The 16,162-nt window shown below is 62.8% G+C and carries 19 protein-coding genes; 7 read left to right on the forward strand and 12 right to left on the reverse strand.

Going from position 1 to position 16,162, the window contains the following annotated elements; translation table 11 throughout:
• From EN984_RS00265 to clpP, 3 genes are all read right to left on the reverse strand, one after another.
• On the reverse strand, positions 1-276 hold a 276-nt coding region (locus tag EN984_RS00265; RefSeq protein WP_206517391.1), incomplete at its 3' end, for an LON peptidase substrate-binding domain-containing protein.
• Between the two features lie 308 nt (positions 277-584).
• Complete coding sequence (gene clpX / locus EN984_RS00270) at positions 585-1,859, reverse strand: ATP-dependent Clp protease ATP-binding subunit ClpX (RefSeq protein WP_013532190.1); 1,275 nt, start codon at positions 1,857-1,859, stop codon at positions 585-587.
• 297 nt (positions 1,860-2,156) lie between these two features.
• Positions 2,157-2,786 (reverse strand): ATP-dependent Clp endopeptidase proteolytic subunit ClpP, encoded by a 630-nt coding sequence (clpP, locus tag EN984_RS00275; RefSeq protein ID WP_013532191.1) that lies wholly within the window; start codon positions 2,784-2,786, stop codon positions 2,157-2,159.
• A gap of 339 nt (positions 2,787-3,125) precedes the next feature.
• Between clpP and EN984_RS00280 the strand changes: the two genes are divergently transcribed.
• Positions 3,126-3,716 carry a hypothetical protein gene (locus tag EN984_RS00280; protein WP_127269904.1) on the forward strand — a complete coding sequence of 197 codons (591 nt, stop codon included), beginning with the start codon at positions 3,126-3,128 and terminating at the stop codon, positions 3,714-3,716.
• Between the two features lie 17 nt (positions 3,717-3,733).
• Here the strand turns inward: EN984_RS00280 and EN984_RS00285 are convergent, their stop codons facing one another.
• Positions 3,734-4,837: an FAD-dependent oxidoreductase gene (locus EN984_RS00285; RefSeq protein WP_127269906.1), complete on the reverse strand. Its 1,104-nt coding sequence runs from the start codon at positions 4,835-4,837 to the stop codon at positions 3,734-3,736.
• Positions 4,838-4,940: 103 nt separating this feature from the next.
• Between EN984_RS00285 and EN984_RS00290 the strand changes: the two genes are divergently transcribed.
• Positions 4,941-6,191, forward strand: coding sequence for a cytochrome P450 (locus EN984_RS00290; protein ID WP_127269908.1), 1,251 nt, complete (start codon positions 4,941-4,943; stop codon positions 6,189-6,191).
• Between the two features lie 54 nt (positions 6,192-6,245).
• The gene (locus tag EN984_RS00295; protein ID WP_236383322.1) at positions 6,246-6,971 is read left to right on the forward strand and encodes a transporter substrate-binding domain-containing protein; all 726 of its coding nucleotides are present in this window, start codon (positions 6,246-6,248) and stop codon (positions 6,969-6,971) included.
• Positions 6,972-7,041: 70 nt separating this feature from the next.
• On the opposite strand, the gene EN984_RS00300 is transcribed toward EN984_RS00295, so the two are convergent.
• The 7 genes from EN984_RS00300 to EN984_RS00330 form a co-directional block, all read right to left on the reverse strand.
• Positions 7,042-7,392 (reverse strand): cupin domain-containing protein, encoded by a 351-nt coding sequence (locus EN984_RS00300; RefSeq protein WP_127269930.1) that lies wholly within the window; start codon positions 7,390-7,392, stop codon positions 7,042-7,044.
• Positions 7,393-7,398: 6 nt separating this feature from the next.
• On the reverse strand, positions 7,399-8,679 hold the full coding sequence (locus EN984_RS00305; RefSeq protein ID WP_127269928.1) for an O-acetylhomoserine aminocarboxypropyltransferase: 1,281 nt from the start codon (positions 8,677-8,679) through the stop codon (positions 7,399-7,401).
• Positions 8,680-8,904: 225 nt separating this feature from the next.
• Positions 8,905-9,426, reverse strand: coding sequence for a CoA-binding protein (locus tag EN984_RS00310; RefSeq protein WP_127269926.1), 522 nt, complete (start codon positions 9,424-9,426; stop codon positions 8,905-8,907).
• Complete coding sequence (locus EN984_RS00315) at positions 9,413-10,177, reverse strand: GNAT family N-acetyltransferase (RefSeq protein ID WP_127268570.1); 765 nt, start codon at positions 10,175-10,177, stop codon at positions 9,413-9,415. Before EN984_RS00315 ends, EN984_RS00310 begins: the two co-directional genes overlap by 14 nt.
• Complete coding sequence (locus EN984_RS00320) at positions 10,174-10,950, reverse strand: AAA family ATPase (protein WP_127268569.1); 777 nt, start codon at positions 10,948-10,950, stop codon at positions 10,174-10,176. Before EN984_RS00320 ends, EN984_RS00315 begins: the two co-directional genes overlap by 4 nt.
• The gene (locus EN984_RS00325; RefSeq protein WP_127268568.1) at positions 10,950-11,372 is read right to left on the reverse strand and encodes a VOC family protein; all 423 of its coding nucleotides are present in this window, start codon (positions 11,370-11,372) and stop codon (positions 10,950-10,952) included. The genes EN984_RS00320 and EN984_RS00325 overlap by 1 nt, the downstream gene beginning before the upstream one ends.
• Positions 11,373-11,382: 10 nt before the next feature.
• Positions 11,383-12,204 (reverse strand): enoyl-CoA hydratase, encoded by an 822-nt coding sequence (locus EN984_RS00330; protein ID WP_127268567.1) that lies wholly within the window; start codon positions 12,202-12,204, stop codon positions 11,383-11,385.
• A 141-nt stretch (positions 12,205-12,345) separates the two neighbouring features.
• Between EN984_RS00330 and EN984_RS00335 the strand changes: the two genes are divergently transcribed.
• The 3 genes from EN984_RS00335 to rpsI all read left to right on the forward strand — a co-directional run bounded on the left by EN984_RS00335 (position 12,346) and on the right by rpsI (position 13,974).
• Positions 12,346-12,810, forward strand: a complete 465-nt coding sequence (locus EN984_RS00335) for a PaaI family thioesterase (RefSeq protein ID WP_027162402.1) — start codon at positions 12,346-12,348, stop codon at positions 12,808-12,810.
• A 215-nt stretch (positions 12,811-13,025) separates the two neighbouring features.
• Positions 13,026-13,490, forward strand: coding sequence for a 50S ribosomal protein L13 (rplM, locus tag EN984_RS00340; protein WP_013532205.1), 465 nt, complete (start codon positions 13,026-13,028; stop codon positions 13,488-13,490).
• 1 nt (position 13,491) lies between these two features.
• Positions 13,492-13,974: a 30S ribosomal protein S9 gene (rpsI, locus tag EN984_RS00345; protein WP_023810272.1), complete on the forward strand. Its 483-nt coding sequence runs from the start codon at positions 13,492-13,494 to the stop codon at positions 13,972-13,974.
• A gap of 196 nt (positions 13,975-14,170) precedes the next feature.
• Here rpsI and EN984_RS00350 read toward each other — a convergent pair whose 3' ends face one another.
• Entirely contained in the window at positions 14,171-15,070 is a 900-nt protein-coding gene (locus EN984_RS00350; RefSeq protein ID WP_127268566.1) for a LysR family transcriptional regulator, read from the reverse strand.
• A gap of 91 nt (positions 15,071-15,161) precedes the next feature.
• On the opposite strand from EN984_RS00350, the gene EN984_RS00355 reads away from it, so the two are divergent.
• A complete protein-coding gene (locus EN984_RS00355; protein WP_127268565.1) occupies positions 15,162-16,049 on the forward strand; it encodes an aldo/keto reductase family oxidoreductase in 888 nt (295 codons plus the stop codon).
• Positions 16,050-16,162 lie beyond the last annotated feature (113 nt).

The raw sequence follows: 16,162 nt of genomic DNA on the forward strand, positions 1-16,162 counted from the left end.
AACCTTGACGGTGCCGTCGGGCAGCTTGAGCAATTGCAGCACATTGGCGAGCGTGCCGATGTCGAAGATGGCATCGGGCTCGGGATCGTCGTCGGCGGCATTCATCTGGGTGGCAAGCAGGATCTGCTTTTCCTGACCCATCACCTCTTCCAGCGCCTTGATCGACTTCTCACGCCCGACGAAGAGCGGCACGATCATGTGCGGGAACACCACGATGTCGCGCAGTGGGAGAACTGCGAAGACGCCGTCGCTGGGTGCCTTGGATACTTTGGCCATTGTCCAACCTTTCATGTCGCGGCCGCCAATCAGCCAACCGCGAATCTTATATTAACGACCGGGGATCGTTCCGCCTACCACCGTTTATGACGGGAGTTTTACAGCACAGAAATCGGGCACCTCGGCCTTCTCCAGTTAGTTGGATGCACGACCCCCAAAGATCAAGGGGCGTGTCCAAATCCGCACTTCCAACCCGTCCGCGAGTGACACATTTGCGACGCCAAGCCGTACGCCGCGCAAAAGCCCTGTGTGACAGCAAAACGGCGCCTTGCGGCGCCGTTTCAGAATTTCGCTGCGGGCTCATGATGTCAGGCGCTGACATTGCCCTTCTTTTCCTTCTGCTCGGAGTAGATGTAGAGCGGCCGGGCACTGCCGGTCACCACCTCCTCCGAAATCACCACTTCGCGCACGCCTTCGAGCGCGGGAAGCTCGAACATCGTGTCGAGCAGGATCGCCTCCATGATCGAACGCAGGCCGCGCGCGCCGGTCTTGCGCTCGATGGCGCGCTTGGCGATCGCCGAAAGAGCGTTCTCGTGGAAGGTCAGGTCGACATTCTCCATCTCGAACAGCCGCTGATACTGCTTGACCAGCGCGTTCTTCGGCTCGGTCAGGATCTGGATCAGCGCCGGTTCGTCGAGGTCTTCCAGCGTCGCCAGAACCGGCAGACGGCCTACAAATTCGGGGATAAGACCGAACTTCAACAGATCCTCGGGCTCGACCAGGCGGAAGACATCGCCAGTGCGGCGATCCTCGGGCGAAGCGACGACCGCGCCGAAACCGATCGAGGTCTTGCGGCCGCGATCCGAGATGATCTTGTCCAGCCCGGCGAAGGCGCCGCCGCAGATGAACAGGATGTTGGCTGTGTCGACCTGCAGGAACTCCTGCTGCGGGTGCTTCCTGCCGCCCTGCGGCGGCACGGAGGCGACGGTGCCTTCCATGATCTTCAGGAGCGCCTGCTGCACGCCCTCGCCCGACACGTCGCGGGTGATCGAGGGATTGTCCGACTTGCGCGAAATCTTGTCGATCTCGTCGATGTAGACGATGCCGCGCTGGGCGCGCTCGACATTGTAGTCGGCCGATTGCAACAGCTTCAGGATGATGTTCTCGACGTCCTCGCCGACATAGCCGGCTTCGGTCAGCGTCGTCGCGTCAGCCATGGTGAAGGGCACGTCGATGATGCGGGCCAGCGTCTGCGCGAGCAGCGTCTTGCCGCAACCGGTCGGGCCGATCAGCAGGATGTTGGACTTCGCCAGCTCGACATCGTTGTTCTTGCCGGCATGTGCGAGGCGCTTGTAGTGGTTGTGGACCGCCACCGACAGCACGCGCTTGGCGTAGGGCTGACCGATGACATAATCGTCGAGAACCTTGAGGATCTCCTGCGGTGTCGGCACGCCTTCGCGCGACTTCACCATCGAGGTCTTGTTCTCTTCACGGATGATGTCCATGCAGAGTTCGACGCACTCGTCGCAGATGAAGACCGTCGGACCGGCGATCAGCTTGCGCACTTCGTGCTGGCTTTTGCCGCAAAACGAGCAGTAAAGCGTGTTCTTGGAATCGCCGCTGTTGTTGCCGACCTTGCTCATTTTCATGTCCTTTCATGGCCGCCCGCCGATGGTCTGGCTGAAAGGGCGCATACTCTATCTATCGCGGGAATCCGCCGCCGCCAGTGTGTCCCGGCTCCCGCAACGCATTCCGTACGAAACACAAATCAGAAAACGTGGCAATGATTCGCGACAACCCCGCATAAAGCTAAGCCGCCGAAACTCAACATAGCCTTAACGTAGGCAATCCTGTCCCCCGAGGGAACAGCCAATTGTGGCCGAAATGCCGCAAGACGCGCCAAAAGCGCGTGATGGTGCCATCCAACTGCCAACTTGCCTTTATGCCAGCGCCCCTTCGGCCGCCTCGCGCGACGAAATGACCTTGTCGATGAGGCCGAAATCCTTGGCTTCGTCGGCGGTCATGAAATGGTCGCGGTCGAGCGTTTTCTCGATCTCTTCGTAGCTCTTGCCGGTGTGCTTGACGTAGACCTCGTTGAGGCGACGCTTCAGCTTGATGATATCCAGGGCATGGCGCTCGATGTCGGACGCCTGGCCCTGGAAGCCGCCGGAAGGCTGGTGAACCATGATGCGGGCGTTCGGCGTGGCAAAGCGCATGTCCTTGTGACCGGCGGTCAGGAGCAGCGAACCCATCGAAGCCGCCTGGCCGATGCAGAGCGTCGACACGGCCGGCTTGATGAACTGCATGGTGTCGTAGATCGCCATGCCCGAGGTGACGACGCCGCCCGGCGAATTGATGTAGAGGTTGATTTCCTTCTTCGGATTCTCGGCTTCGAGGAACAAAAGCTGCGCGCAGACCAGCGTCGCCATGCCGTCCTCGACCGGACCGGTGATGAAAATGATGCGCTCCTTGAGGAGGCGCGAGAAAATGTCGTAGGCCCGCTCGCCGCGATTGGTCTGTTCGACCACCATCGGAACGAGGTTCATGTAGGTTTCGACGGGGTTCTTCATCAGATATCTCTTATCTCGCGGTGGGATTCCGGCGCCGGGAATGCCGGCAGATCGGGCAGAATCGGTTCTGGATCGTTATTCCGTAAATAGGATGCCGGCTCATCCTTGTGCAAGGCCGACCCCTCCTAGCCATCTGGGTAAGTCGAATCAAGCTTTCTGACCAAGGATTCGCGGGCGGCGGATGCTTCCGCGGGTCCGGAGCCGCATGGCCGGCCGCGCAAGGTAGCAGTTTCTTAACCGCGTCACTTAACGAAATGCGCCGAAACCGCTTTTTTCCGAGACGGCTTCCTCTACAATTCAACGTTGAACTTATGCGTAGAGTTCAACAGGGGAAGTGTCATGCCCGGGAAAACCGCATGCTTCACCATCGCCGGCCTGACCATGCTCGGCACGATTTCGCAGACGGCGGCCGGCGGCCGCGCCGTCGAATGTTACGAGCCGGTCCGCAGTCCGGCCGTCTACGACACGGTCTATGAAGACGTGATGATCAGTCCGCCCGGTCAGCAGGTCGACTATATCGCCCCTATCTATGGCACGCGCGAGCGCGTCGTGATGACCGTTCCGGCGCAAGTGACCTACCAGGTCGTGCCGGCCGTCACCCGCACCGTCTACCGCACGGTCCGGATCGATGGCGGCGGCTATTCCTGGGAATGGCGCGTCGTCCATGGCCGCAAGGTGCTGTGCAAGGTCTGGCACAAGGCGCGCTACGAACGTGTCGCCAAAACCGTGGTGATCCAGCCCGAACGCACGCGGCGCGTGGTCATCCCCGCACAATACGACAGGATCGCCCAGGAGGTGCTGGTGCGGCCGGAGCAAAGGCGCATCATCGATGTTCCCGCCTCCTACCAGACCGTCGCGCGTCGTGTGCTGGTTCGCGAGGGTTCATCGGGCTGGCGGCGGGTGCATATTCCCAGGCATTGCCAGAATTAGGTCACCCCCGGCGGCGCTCAGGCGACCTCCGCCCGCAGCCATGCCTTCAAGCCGGCAATATCCCCATCGCCGACAGCAGCGGCAACGCGCCTGCCGACCGCCGCGCCGAACTTGTAGCCGTGACCGGAGCATGCCGAGACAACAAGGCATTTGCCCTTTTCATGCGCCATGAATTTTTCGTCTGATGTGAAAGTGTAGGCGCAGGTGACGACCTCGGTCACACGATAGTCCTCGATGCGGTCGATCGGCGGCGAAAACAGGTTGCGGATCGCCTCGCCCTCGCCCGCCACCGGCTGACGGTTCCAATCGGCGTCGCTGGTCGGCACCCTGTGCCGCCCGGACCCGAATTTCATGCCGGCGCCGCCGGAGGGCGGGATCACATAGCCGTCGATCGCGCCGCCGACATCGAGGACGACCGGTGCCGCCTGCCAGGCCGCCTCGAGATCGGCGGGCGGTTCGACATAGGCAAGTGCGGTTCGATAGGTCTTCAGCTCGCCGTCCAGCTCCGGAAACAGTTTCAGCACCCAGGCGCCGGCGGCGACAACGATGCGGTCGGCCTGCATGGTCTCACCGCTTTCGAGCACGATGTGGCCGGCTTCGGCGTCGACTTCGACGACCTTGCTATTTTCGTAGACATTGGCGCCGTTGGCGCGCAGCCACTTTGCCAGGCCGGACGCGATCTTGCGGCAATGCAGGGCGCCGCCTTCGGTTGAGAAATAGGCGTAGCGGAACGACCCGGCTTCCAGGAACGGCCAGCGCTTCACCGCAGCATCGGGCTCCAGCAATTCGAACGGAAAATTGCCTTCTTCCAGGCCCTCGCGATATTCCTCGGCCTCGTCGCCCGGCTCGCGCGAAATGCAGACAAATCCTCTGGGATCGAGGTGGCTTTCGCCGAGATCGGCCCACATCTCGTCCCAGGCCTGGTAGGCTTCGGTGATCAGCCGGCCATAGCCGGTCCCCGCGCGGTAGGCGCGGCGGATGATGCGATGATGGTCGCCCGACGCGGCCATCGGGTTTGGGATCGGCCCTTGCTCGACGATCGAAACGCTGTGGCCGGCCTTGACCAGCGACCACGCCGTCGAGAGACCGGCAATACCCGCACCGACAACGATCACCTTCATCAAATCAGACTTTCCGCAGCCGGTTGGCTGGCTCAACGTATTGGATTGCGGGCGCCAACATACGGTCTGGAACCAAGCTGGCAAGCCGCGCTATTGGTCTGGCATGAGCAAATGGACGCCTACCGCCCTGGCCTTTGATCCAGCCACTCGACATCTGCGGCTCGACCCGCACGAGCCGGCCTTTTTTCAAAACCCTTATGATGCCTATGCTTTCCTGCACGGCGTATCGAATGCATTCTTCTGGGAAGAATTCGGCTTCTGGTGCTTTGGCGGTTTCGACGACGTCAACCGGCTGCTGCGCGATCGCCGCTTCGGCCGGCAGAACCCGGCCGGCATTCCAGACAGCCGCGGCATTGGACAGGACCGCAGCCATCTCAGGGCCTTCGACGGCGTCGAAGCCAATTCGATGCTGGAACTGGAGCCGCCGGTGCACACGCGGCTGAGAACACTGGTCAACCGCGCCTTCGTCTCGCGTCAGGTCGAACGGCTGCGGGCGCGTGTCGAGGCTTTGGCCAACGAGTTGATCGACCGTTTCGAACCAGGCAAGGCGGTCGACCTGTTGCCTGCTTTCGCGGCGCCCTTGCCGATCACCATCATTGCCGAAATGCTCGGTGTCCCGGTCGAAATGGGGCCGCAACTGCTCGACTGGTCGCACCAGATGGTCGCCATGTACATGCATGGCCGCACACGCGCGATCGAAGAGACGGCCAACCGTGCCGCCCGCGAATTTGCGGATTTCCTCCGTGGCTACGTCACCGAGCGACGCCGAAATCCCGGCGACGACCTGTTGTCGCTGCTGATCTCGGCGCAGGAGGACGGTGAGAGGCTGTCGGAGGACGAGATGGTGTCCTCGGCGATCCTGCTGCTCAATGCCGGCCATGAAGCGACCGTGCATCAGACCGGCAATGCCGTCCGCTCGATCCTTATGCAGGGCGGCGATGTCAGCCGCTTCTTCGGTTCGCCCGAGGCGACCGCGGCAACGGTCGAGGAATGCCTGCGCTTCGACGCGCCGCTGCACATGTTCGCGCGCTATGCCTATCAGGAGATCGAGGTCGCGCCCGGCATCGTCGTGCAGCCGGGCGAGACGATCGGGCTGCTGCTGGGCATGGCCAATCATGACCCACGCGCCTTCGCCGATCCCCTCGCCTTCCGGCCCGACCGTGCCGACCAGAAGAACGTGTCCTTCGGCGCCGGTATCCATTTCTGCATCGGCGCGCCGCTCGCCCGGCTCGAATTGCAGGTGTCGCTGAAAACCCTGTTCGAACGGCATCCGAAGCTGCATCTTGCCGAAGAGGCGCGCTTTCGGGACACTTACCATTTCCATGGGCTGGAAACGCTCGCCGTCGGCTTTTGACGGCCACAAGCCGGGGCTGCCTCAGACTGTGCCCGGGGAATAGGTGGCGCCGGTTTGCCTGATCTGACTGAGTTGAAATTCGCCTTCCTGGAAGAGCCGCCATTCTGCTTTGCAGGTGCATCGGGCGAGGTCTCAGGCTGTGACGTCGAGCTTGCGCGCAGGCTCGGTGACATGCTCGGATTGGCGAGCTTTAAGCCGATCGAAGCCGAATTCGCTGAACTGCTGCCGGGATTGGTCGAGGGTCGTTGGACCATGACGACCGGCCTGTTCGTCTCCGAAGAGCGCAGGCAGCTTGTCGACTTCACACGGCCGATCTGGGCGCTGCAGGACGGGTTGCTGGTCGCGAAACACAATCCGCGTGGCTTTCGCGGCTACCAATCCATTGCCGAGGACCGGACAGCGTTGATTGGTGTCATAACCGATCAGGTTCAGCATCTTACGGCGTTGCACAACGGAATCGCGCCCGAGCAGGTCAGGACGTTTGCAACGCAGGCGGATGCGGCGGACGCAGTGGCCAGCGGCGCGGTGCACGCCTACGCCAGCGTTGCGATGGCGCACCGAGGCTATCTGACCCGGCGGCCCGATATGCCGCTTGGGCTTGTCGAGGTTCCCCCGATTGAAAAGCAGCCGTCGGCCGGTGCCTTCGCGATCGCCAAAGGCAATTCAGCCCTGCTCCGGCGCATCGATGCTTGCCTCGATGAATTGGTGGGCAGCGACTGGCACCGACGGATGATGGCGCGATACGGATTCTCGGACAGCGATATCGACCGCATCGTCTGATCCGTGCATCTTTTGTTGTTCGACCATGATCTTTACCCGAAAACCGGCCTCCACTTTTCGGGATCACGGTCTACAGCTTGATCACATACTCCTTGCGAGTCGTTTCAAGCACTTCCCAGCTGCCTTTGAAGCCGGGCCTGAGCACGAAGCTGTCGCCGGCCTTGACGGTACGCGCCTGCCCGCCGTCTTCCGCGATCACCGAAACGCCGGACAGGATGTGGCAGAACTCCCATTCGTCATAGACGATGCGCCATTTGCCCGGGGTCGATTCCCAGATGCCGGCGTAAAGGCCGCCGTCGCGCTCCTCGACATTCCAGGTGAGGAATTTGGGATCGCCCGAGATCAGCCGATCCGGCGTCGGCGCGCCCTGTTCGGCGTCGACAGTGTCGACGCCGATGGCAAGAAATTTTGACTCGCTCATGATCGGTCAGACCTTGGCTAGCGCCTGTTCGAGGTCGGCGACGATGTCGTTGACGTCCTCGATGCCAATCGAAAGCCGCACCGTGTCCGGTCCTGCGCCGGCCTTGACCTTCTGCTCGTCGGAAAGCTGGCGGTGCGTGGTCGAGGCCGGGTGGATGACCAGCGACTTGGTGTCGCCGACATTGGCCAGGTGCGAGAACAGCTCGAGCGCCTCGACAAATTTCACGCCGGCGTCATAGCCGCCCTTGAGAGCGAAGGTGAACACGGCACCGGCGCCCTGCGGCGAGTATTTCTTCTGCAGCGCATTGTTCTTATCGGTCGGCAGGCCTGGATAGTTCACCGACGCGACCTTGGGGTGGTTGGACAGCCAGGCGGCGACCGTCACGGCGTTGTCGCAGTGGCGCTGCATGCGAAGCGGCAAGGTCTCCAGGCCGGTCAAGATGAGGAAGGCGTTGAAGGGCGAGATCGCCGGACCGAGATCGCGCAGGCCGAGCACGCGCGCGGCAATGGCGAAAGCGAAATTGCCGAAGGTTTCGTGCAGGACAAGACCGCCATATTCGGGGCGCGGTTCCGACAGCATCGGGTATTTGCCCGACTTCGACCAGTCGAAGGTGCCGCCGTCGACGATGGCGCCACCGATCGAATTGCCGTGGCCACCGATGAACTTGGTCAGCGAATGGACGACTATGTCGGCGCCATGCTCGATCGGCCGGATCAGGTAGGGCGAAGCCAGCGTGTTGTCGACGATCAGCGGCAGGCCATGCTTGCGCGCGATGTCGCCGATCTTCTCGATATCGACGAAGGTGCCGCCCGGATTGGCCAGGCTCTCGATGAAGATCGCCTTGGTCCTGTCGTCGATCTGGCTCTCGAAGGTCGAGATGTCGTTGGTGTCGGCCCAGCGCACCTCCCAGCCATAATTCTTGAAGGCATGGCCGAACTGGTTGATCGAACCGCCATAAAGCTTGTTGGCGGCAACGAAATTGTCGCCCGGCTGCATCAGATTGTGGAACACGATCACCTGCGCGGCGTGGCCGGAAGCGACCGCGAGTGCCGCCGTGCCACCTTCGAGGGCCGCCATGCGCTCTTCCAGCACCGCCTGCGTCGGATTCATGATGCGGGTGTAGATGTTGCCGAAGGCCTTCAGCCCGAACAGCGACGCGGCATGGTCGGCATCGTCGAAGACGAAGGAGGTCGTCTGGTAGATCGGCGTGGCACGCGCGCCGGTCGCCGGATCGGGCTTGGCACCGGCATGGACGGCGAGCGTGTTGAAACCTGGCGTGCGGGTCACTGAAAACCTCCCTTTTGAAACTCTTGAAATCGCCGGGCATTCTTGGCGAAGCATGAGCGCGAATGCAAAGAAGAAAATGCCCTTCGGCGAACGATCTGCGGCCGAGGCCCGAGAAAATGCACTGGTCTAAGGAATAATTTTGCGCCCAAGGCGCATTGCGCATCAGGCCTTGCTTTTGGTGCACGTCGTTATCCCAAAACCGCCGCGCACTTTTAGCGACGTGTCCTACTTCTGGCGCACGCCAAAACTCTGGAATCCCGACCGCATCAGCGGCTTCTTCGACGACAGCACACCGGAATTGACGCCGGTCCAGCCGATCTCGCCGGACAGCTTGCCGTATTCGATCTTGGGGCAGCGGTTCATCACCACCTTGATGCCGGCGGCCTCGGCGCGCGCGGCGGCCTCGTCATGGCGAACGCCAAGCTGCATCCAGATGACTTTCGGCAAGGGATCGAGCCGCAACGCCTCGTCGACGATGCCGGGCACCGCCGCCGGCGCGCGAAAGACATCGACCATGTCGATCGGCTCGGGAATATCGGCGAGCCTCGCATAGGTCATCCGGCCGAGGATCTCCTTGCCGGCCTGGCCAGGATTGATCGGAAACACCGAAAATCCCTTGGCCAGCAGATATTTCAGCACGAAATAGCTTGGCCGCACATCGTTGGCGGACGCGCCGACCATGGCGATGGTCTTCACCGAATTGAGGATGCCGGCGATGTAGGTGTTGTCGTAGCTATCGTGGTTCATGCGGCTTCCTGCGGTAGTGGTATCGGTAAAGTTCACGGCTGAACCCAAGCGAGGCATAGAGAGCGCGAGCCGGCGTGTTGTCGACCACCACCTGCAAGCATGCGGCGTGAACCCCTGCCCGCCGCGCCCAGCCGATGAGGCCGCCGACAGTCTTGCGGCCCAGACCTTGCTGCCTGAAACGGCCATCGGTTTCAACCGATTCCACCACAAGCAGGCCATTGCGGATGACGCCATAGGCCAAGGCGGCAATTTCGCTGTCGCGTTCACAGGATACGAACGCCCGGTCGCCGACGATCAGCCCGGTCATCTCGCGAAAGATGCGGCACTCGGCGTCGTCAAAGGTCCCCATGCGGAACCGCGCCGCGAGCCAGTCCTCGCCCGGCACTTTCGAAACGGTGACCTGCTCATCGCGGACTTCAGCCAGGTCGCCGATCCCGGCATGGAGATGGATCGTGCCGCCTTCCGGCTGGTATCCGCGATGGTCGAGTATGGCTTCGAGCTCGCCGGCGATGTCGGGAACCCGAAACAAGGGCGTCTGGCCGTGGCCGATGTAGAAGGACTCGGCGGCGCCGATGACAGCATCCGGCGCGCCACGCTGGCCGCGCAAGGGATTGGCCGAATTGGTGCGCCGGATCCGTCCGCCGGAGCGCCGCAGGAGCCAGCCATCAAAGATCGCCCCGGTCGCCGCCGGCCAGCCTTCGCGGCATGCCTGCTCGACGCGCCAGTTGAGATCATCGTCGCCGGCGCTCACGCGTCATCCTCCCGCAGCGCTTCCTCCATGAACGCCTGCGGATCGGTACAGAAGTCGCGCATCATGCGAAAATGATCGGTATCGCTGAAATCGGTCGGGTCGAGCCCGAAGCGGCTGATGCGGAACAGCCGCGCGCCGGGACAAGCCATCAGCAGCGGCGAATGCGTCGCCATGATCACTTGCGCGGTGCCCGACTGGTCCATGCGCCGCAGCATCTTGAGCAGCTCGATCTGTCGCGTCGGCGACAGTGCGCTCTCGGGTTCGTCAAGGATGTAGATGCCCTGCCTGCGGCAGCGCTCCTCGAAAAATCGGATAAAGCCCTCGCCATGCGACCAGGACAGGAAGTCCGGCGGCGCCCCGCCAGACTGCAGCGCTGCCTGATCGAGATAGCGGGCCACGGAGTAGAAGGATTCGGCGCGAAAGAACCAGCCGGCGGTGACTTTCGGCAGCCAGTGACCACGGAATGCGTTGGCCAACGCAGCACCACTCTTGTCGATAGCGCTGGAATGGTCGACTGGCATATATCCCTTGCCGCCGCCGGCTTCGTCATAGCCGGCCAGTGCGCCGATCGCCTCGAGCAGCGTCGATTTGCCGGTGCCGTTCTCGCCGACAATGATGGTGATCGGCGTGGTGAATTCGAGTTCGAACTCATGGCCGCGAAACAGCGGTAGATTCCAGGGATATTTCTCCCAGTCCGCCACGCGCTCGGCGTCGAGCAGGATGCGCTTCAGATAGGGAGCCTTTAGCCGCGTCAGCTGCTTGCGATGGGCCATCAGCCAGGTAGCGAAATCGTGCCGTCTTCCGCGATCGGAAAGGCAGGATTGTGCGCCACTTCCCAGACATGCCCGTCGGCGTCGGCGAAATAGCCGTACCAGCCGCCCCAAAAGGCCCGGCCGGCCGGCTTGACGATGCGGCCGCCGGCTTTTTCCGCCCTGGCGAGCACGTCGTCGACTTCGGCGTCGGAACGAGTGTTGTAGGCGAGGTAGACCGCCGATGGCGCCGCGGCGAAGGCGATGCCGGAATCCTCTTCTGCGCTGGCGCGCGGGAACAGGCCGAGGATGACGCCGCCCATCTGGAAGAAGGCGACCCCGTCGGTGATGGCGGCATGCCGCTTCAAGCCCATCTCTTCGTAGAAGCGCACGGCGCGGTCTAGATCATCGGTAGCAATGGTGATGATGGAGATGCGCGGTTCCATGACGTTCTCCTTACTCGTCCTTCCATTCCGGCTTGCGCTTGCCGATGAAGGCGCCGATGCCCTCCTCCGCGTCGCGCGCAAGCATGTTCTCGACCATGATCCGGCCGGTATAGGCATAGGCGTCCGCGAGGCCCATTTCAGCCTGGGCGTAAAAGGCTTCCTTGCCGGTCTTGACCACCAAAGATGATTTGGAAGCAATGGTTTGCGCGTATTTGGTGACGATCTGATTCAGGTATTCGCGCGGCACGACGCGGTTGACCAGGCCGAACTCCTTGGCGGTCGCCGCATCGATCGTCTCTCCGGTCAGCAGCATCTCCATGGCATGCTTGCGCGAAACGTTGCGCGACAGCGCCACCATCGGCGTCGAGCAAAACAGCCCGATATTGACGCCCGGCGTGCAGAAGGTCGCTTCGTGCGAGGCGATCGCCAGATCGCAGCTGGCGACCAGTTGCAGCCCAGCGGCGGTGGCAAGGCCGTCAACCTCGGCGATCACAGGCACGGGATGGCGCACGATGGCCTGCATCAGCGTCGCACAAGCGGCAAACGTCTCTGCGAAGAAGGCCTTGCCATGATCGGCGTCAGTGCGGCGCGCCGTCATTTCCTTGAGATCATGGCCGGCGCAGAACACCTTGCCGGCCGCCGACAAAACGATGACGCGAACGGCCTTGTCGGCCTTGGCGCGCTCGAGTTCGGCCGTCAGCGCCGCCATCACCGCCAGCGACAGCGCGTTGGCTGGCGGATTGGCGAGCGTCAGGCGCAGCACGCCCTTGTCCAGTTGTGCAACAACCGGACCTTCAACGGCGGCAGGCTTGATGGCAAGGATTTCGGCCATGGATAAGGTCTCCGCGATTCCGCCTGGGCTATCTAATACCGGATCAGGTTTCGTCCAACACCGATCGCTTGCGCCAGGGGACGAAGGTTGTCAGAAATGCCGCGCCGCGCCCATACAGGTCGGCCAAAACGAGAGACCGACATGCCCGCCCAAACCAATTTGAAGCCGGTTCTGACCGCGCAACAAGTCAATGCGCTGATGGAGACCGTCTATCCGCAGCTCAACGAGCAGTTCAAATATTTCGAGGCGATCGACGTGTTCCCCGGCGGCTGCACCGTGCGGCTCAACGCCGGCGAGCGGCACCTGCGTCCGGGCGGCACGGTGTCCGGCCCTTCGCTGTTCACGCTGGCCGACATTGGCGGCTACGTCTGCGTGCTCAGCCATGCCGGGCCGGATGCGCTTTCCGTTACCGTCAACCTCGACATCAATTTCGTGCGCAAGGCAGAGGCCGGACCGATCGACGGCCACTGCCGCATCCTGAAGCTGGGCAAGAGCCTGATGGTGTTCGACATCGACATCGTTGCCGGCCCGGACGGGCACACGGTGGCGCACGCCACCGGCACCTATTCGATCCCGCCGAAGCGGAATGGCGATGTGGTAAAATAATACCTTTCACTTAACTTATTGTTTTCGCCGCATTTTGTCAGATATTCTCCTTTTCGCGCGCCTTGACGCGATCACCACCCTCGCCTATAAGCCCTCACGAAGCAGCGGCCCGCAAAGGCCGCCGTTTTGTTATTGGCGGCGGGCAGCGTCCTTCCGACAATCCAAGCAACAAGAAACGCCTTCTCTTATGAAGGTCAGAACCGAGAGCAGAAAACATGACAACCTTTTCGCAGAAGCCTGCGGATGTGGTGAAGAAGTGGATCCTGATCGACGCCGAAGGTCTCGTCGTCGGTCGTCTGGCCACTGTCATCGCCAATCATCTTCGCGGCAAGCACAAGCCGACCTTCACCCCGCATGTCGACGACGGCGACAACGTCATTGTCATCAATGCCGACAAGGTGGTGTTCACCGGCAAGAAGTTCACCGACAAGGTCTATTACTGGCACACCGGCCACCCAGGCGGCATCAAGGAGCGCACCGCGCGCCAGCTGCTCGAGGGTCGTTTCCCCGAGCGTGTCGTCGAGAAGGCCGTTGAGCGCATGGTCCCACGTGGCCCGCTCGGCCGTCGCCAGATGAAGAACCTGCGCGTCTATGCAGGTGCCGAGCATCCGCATGTCGCACAGCAGCCCGTCGTGCTCGACGTGGCCAAGCTGAACGCCAAGAACAAGAAGGTCGCATAAGATGGCTGAGCTTTCCTCGCTCGCAGAACTGGGCGCCGCCACCGGCAACACCAATACCCAGCCGGCAGCCCCCGTCCACGTCCAGAAGCTCGACAAGTCGGGCCGCGCCTATGCCACCGGCAAGCGCAAGAACGCCATTGCGCGCGTCTGGGTGAAGCCGGGTTCCGGCAAGATCATCGTCAACGACAAGGAATTCGCGACCTATTTCGCGCGTCCGGTCCTGCAGATGATCCTCAACCAGCCGATCATCGCCTCCAACCGCGCCGGCCAGTACGACATCGTCGCGACCGTTGTCGGCGGCGGTCTCTCCGGCCAGGCTGGCGCCGTGCGTCACGGCATCTCCAAGGCGCTGACCTATTACGAGCCGACGCTGCGCGCCGTGCTCAAAAAGGGCGGCTTCCTGACCCGCGACAGCCGCGTCGTCGAGCGCAAGAAGTACGGCAAGGCGAAAGCCCGTCGTTCGTTCCAGTTCTCGAAGCGCTAAGCGTTCCGCAGCTTCAGACAATCGAAAAGGCCGCCTCCGGGCGGCCTTTTTGTTTGCGGCTCGGCAGTCACCCCACCCGCGCCTGCGGCGCGACCTCCCCATCGAGGGGAGGTAGAAGAGCGCGACGCCCTACCTCCCCTCGATGGGGAGGTCGGCGCGTAGCGCCGGGTGGGGTGAAGGCGCCGGCATAAACAGGTCAGGCCTTGCCGCCCTTGATATAGTCGATGAACGCCCGCAGCGGGGCCGGCACCAGCCGCCGGCCGGGATAATAGAGGAACGGTCCGGGAAAACTCGGCCACCACGGTTCGAGAATGGGCTCAAGCGCGCCGCTTTCGAAGTAGGGGCGAAGCCAGCCCTCGAAGAGGCCGATGATGCCGGTGCCGGCGATGGCCGCATCGACGGCAAGATCGGTCGCGCCGCCGATCCGCACGATCAGCGGCCCTGTCGGATCGACCCGCACCACCTCACCGTCGCGCTCGAACTCCCAAGGCAGCATCGCACCGCTGGCAAAGCGCCCGCGCACGCAAGAGTGGCCAAGCAGGTCGCTCGGGTGTTGCGGCCGCCCATGACGAGCAAGATAGGCAGGGCTGGCAGCGGTGGCGAAGCGCTGCACGCGCGGTCCGATCGGCACCGCGATCATGTCCTGCTCCAGCCGCTCGTCATAGCGGATGCCGGCGTCACACCCGGCCGCCAGCACATCGACAAAGTTCTCATCGGCGATCACTTCCAGACGGATGCCGGGATAGGCGGCGAGGAAACCCGGCACGATATCCGGCAATATCAGCCGCGCGGCGCTGACCGGCACATTGAGACGCAGCGAACCCGCCGGCCTGTCGCGAAAGCCGTTCACCACATCCAGCGCCGCCTCCACCTCCGACAGCGCCGGGCCGAGCCGCTCCAGCAGGCTGAGGCCCGCCTCGGTCGGGACAACGCTGCGCGTCGTGCGATTGAACAACCTGACACCAAGCTGCGCTTCCAGGCGACGCACCGCCTCACTCAAGCCGGAGGCGCTGCCGCCGCTCGCACGCGCGCCATCGCGAAAACCGCCGGCGCGCGCCACCGCCACGAAGGCGTTCAGGTCACTGAGGTCCATCATTGTTCGCCATTCCGCACGGCCTGTGTGGATTGTACCGGATTATCACGAGGTTGGGCAGCGCCTATCTCTGCCTCCTCAAAGGAGATCAATCATGTCCAATATCCAACAATCCGGCACCTTCGCCCCCGCCACCTTCAAGCTTGGCAGCCGCACCGTGAAGCGGCTCGGCTACGGCGCCATGCAGCTCGCCGGGCCCGGCGTGTTCGGGCCGCCCAAGGACCATGACGCGGCATTGGCCGTGCTGCGCGAGGCGATTGCGCAGGGGATCGACCATATCGATACCAGCGACTTCTACGGCCCGCACGTCACCAACCGGCTGATCCGCGAAGCACTGGCACCCTACCCCGACGATCTCGTCATCGTCACCAAGATCGGTGCGCGGCGCGGGCCCGATGGCTCCTGGCTGCCGGCTTTCTCTCCCGAGGCGCTGACCCAGGCGGTGCACGACAATCTAAGCAATCTTGGGCTCGATGTGCTCGACGTCGTCAACCTGCGCATCATGTTCGATACCCATGGCCCCGCCGAGGGATCGATCGAAGCGCCACTCACCATCCTGGCCGGGCTTCAGCAAAAAGGTTTGGTCAGGCATATCGGGCTGAGCAACGTGACGCCGGCGCAGATCGCCGAAGGGCGCCGTATCGCCGAGATCGTCTGCGTGCAGAATCAGTACAATCTTGCGCATCGCGGCGACGACGCCCTGATCGACGACCTTGCCCGCGACGGCATCGCCTATGTGCCGTTCTTCCCGCTCGGCGGCTTCAACCCGCTGCAATCCTCCACCCTGTCGGACGTCGCAACGCGCCTCGGCGCCACGCCAATGCAGATTGCGCTCGCCTGGCTGCTGCGCCGCGCGCCCAACATCTTGCTGATTCCCGGCACATCGTCGGTCGGACATTTGCGGGAGAACCTCGCTGCGGCTGAACTCAAGCTTTCAGGGGATGTGCTTCAGGAGTTGGATGGGATGGCCAAGGCGGCGTAAGGCGCGACCAGTTTCCCCCTTTGAGGGGGAGATGTCGCCAAAGGCGACAGAGGGGGTCGGCACGACCGGGCGCGACCTCCTGCGGCAGATGAAGGTTGGCGCTCTGTGCGCGG

It is taken from the genome of Mesorhizobium sp. M7A.F.Ca.CA.004.12.1.1 (assembly GCF_003997835.1).
Lineage (GTDB): Bacteria > Pseudomonadota > Alphaproteobacteria > Rhizobiales > Rhizobiaceae > Mesorhizobium.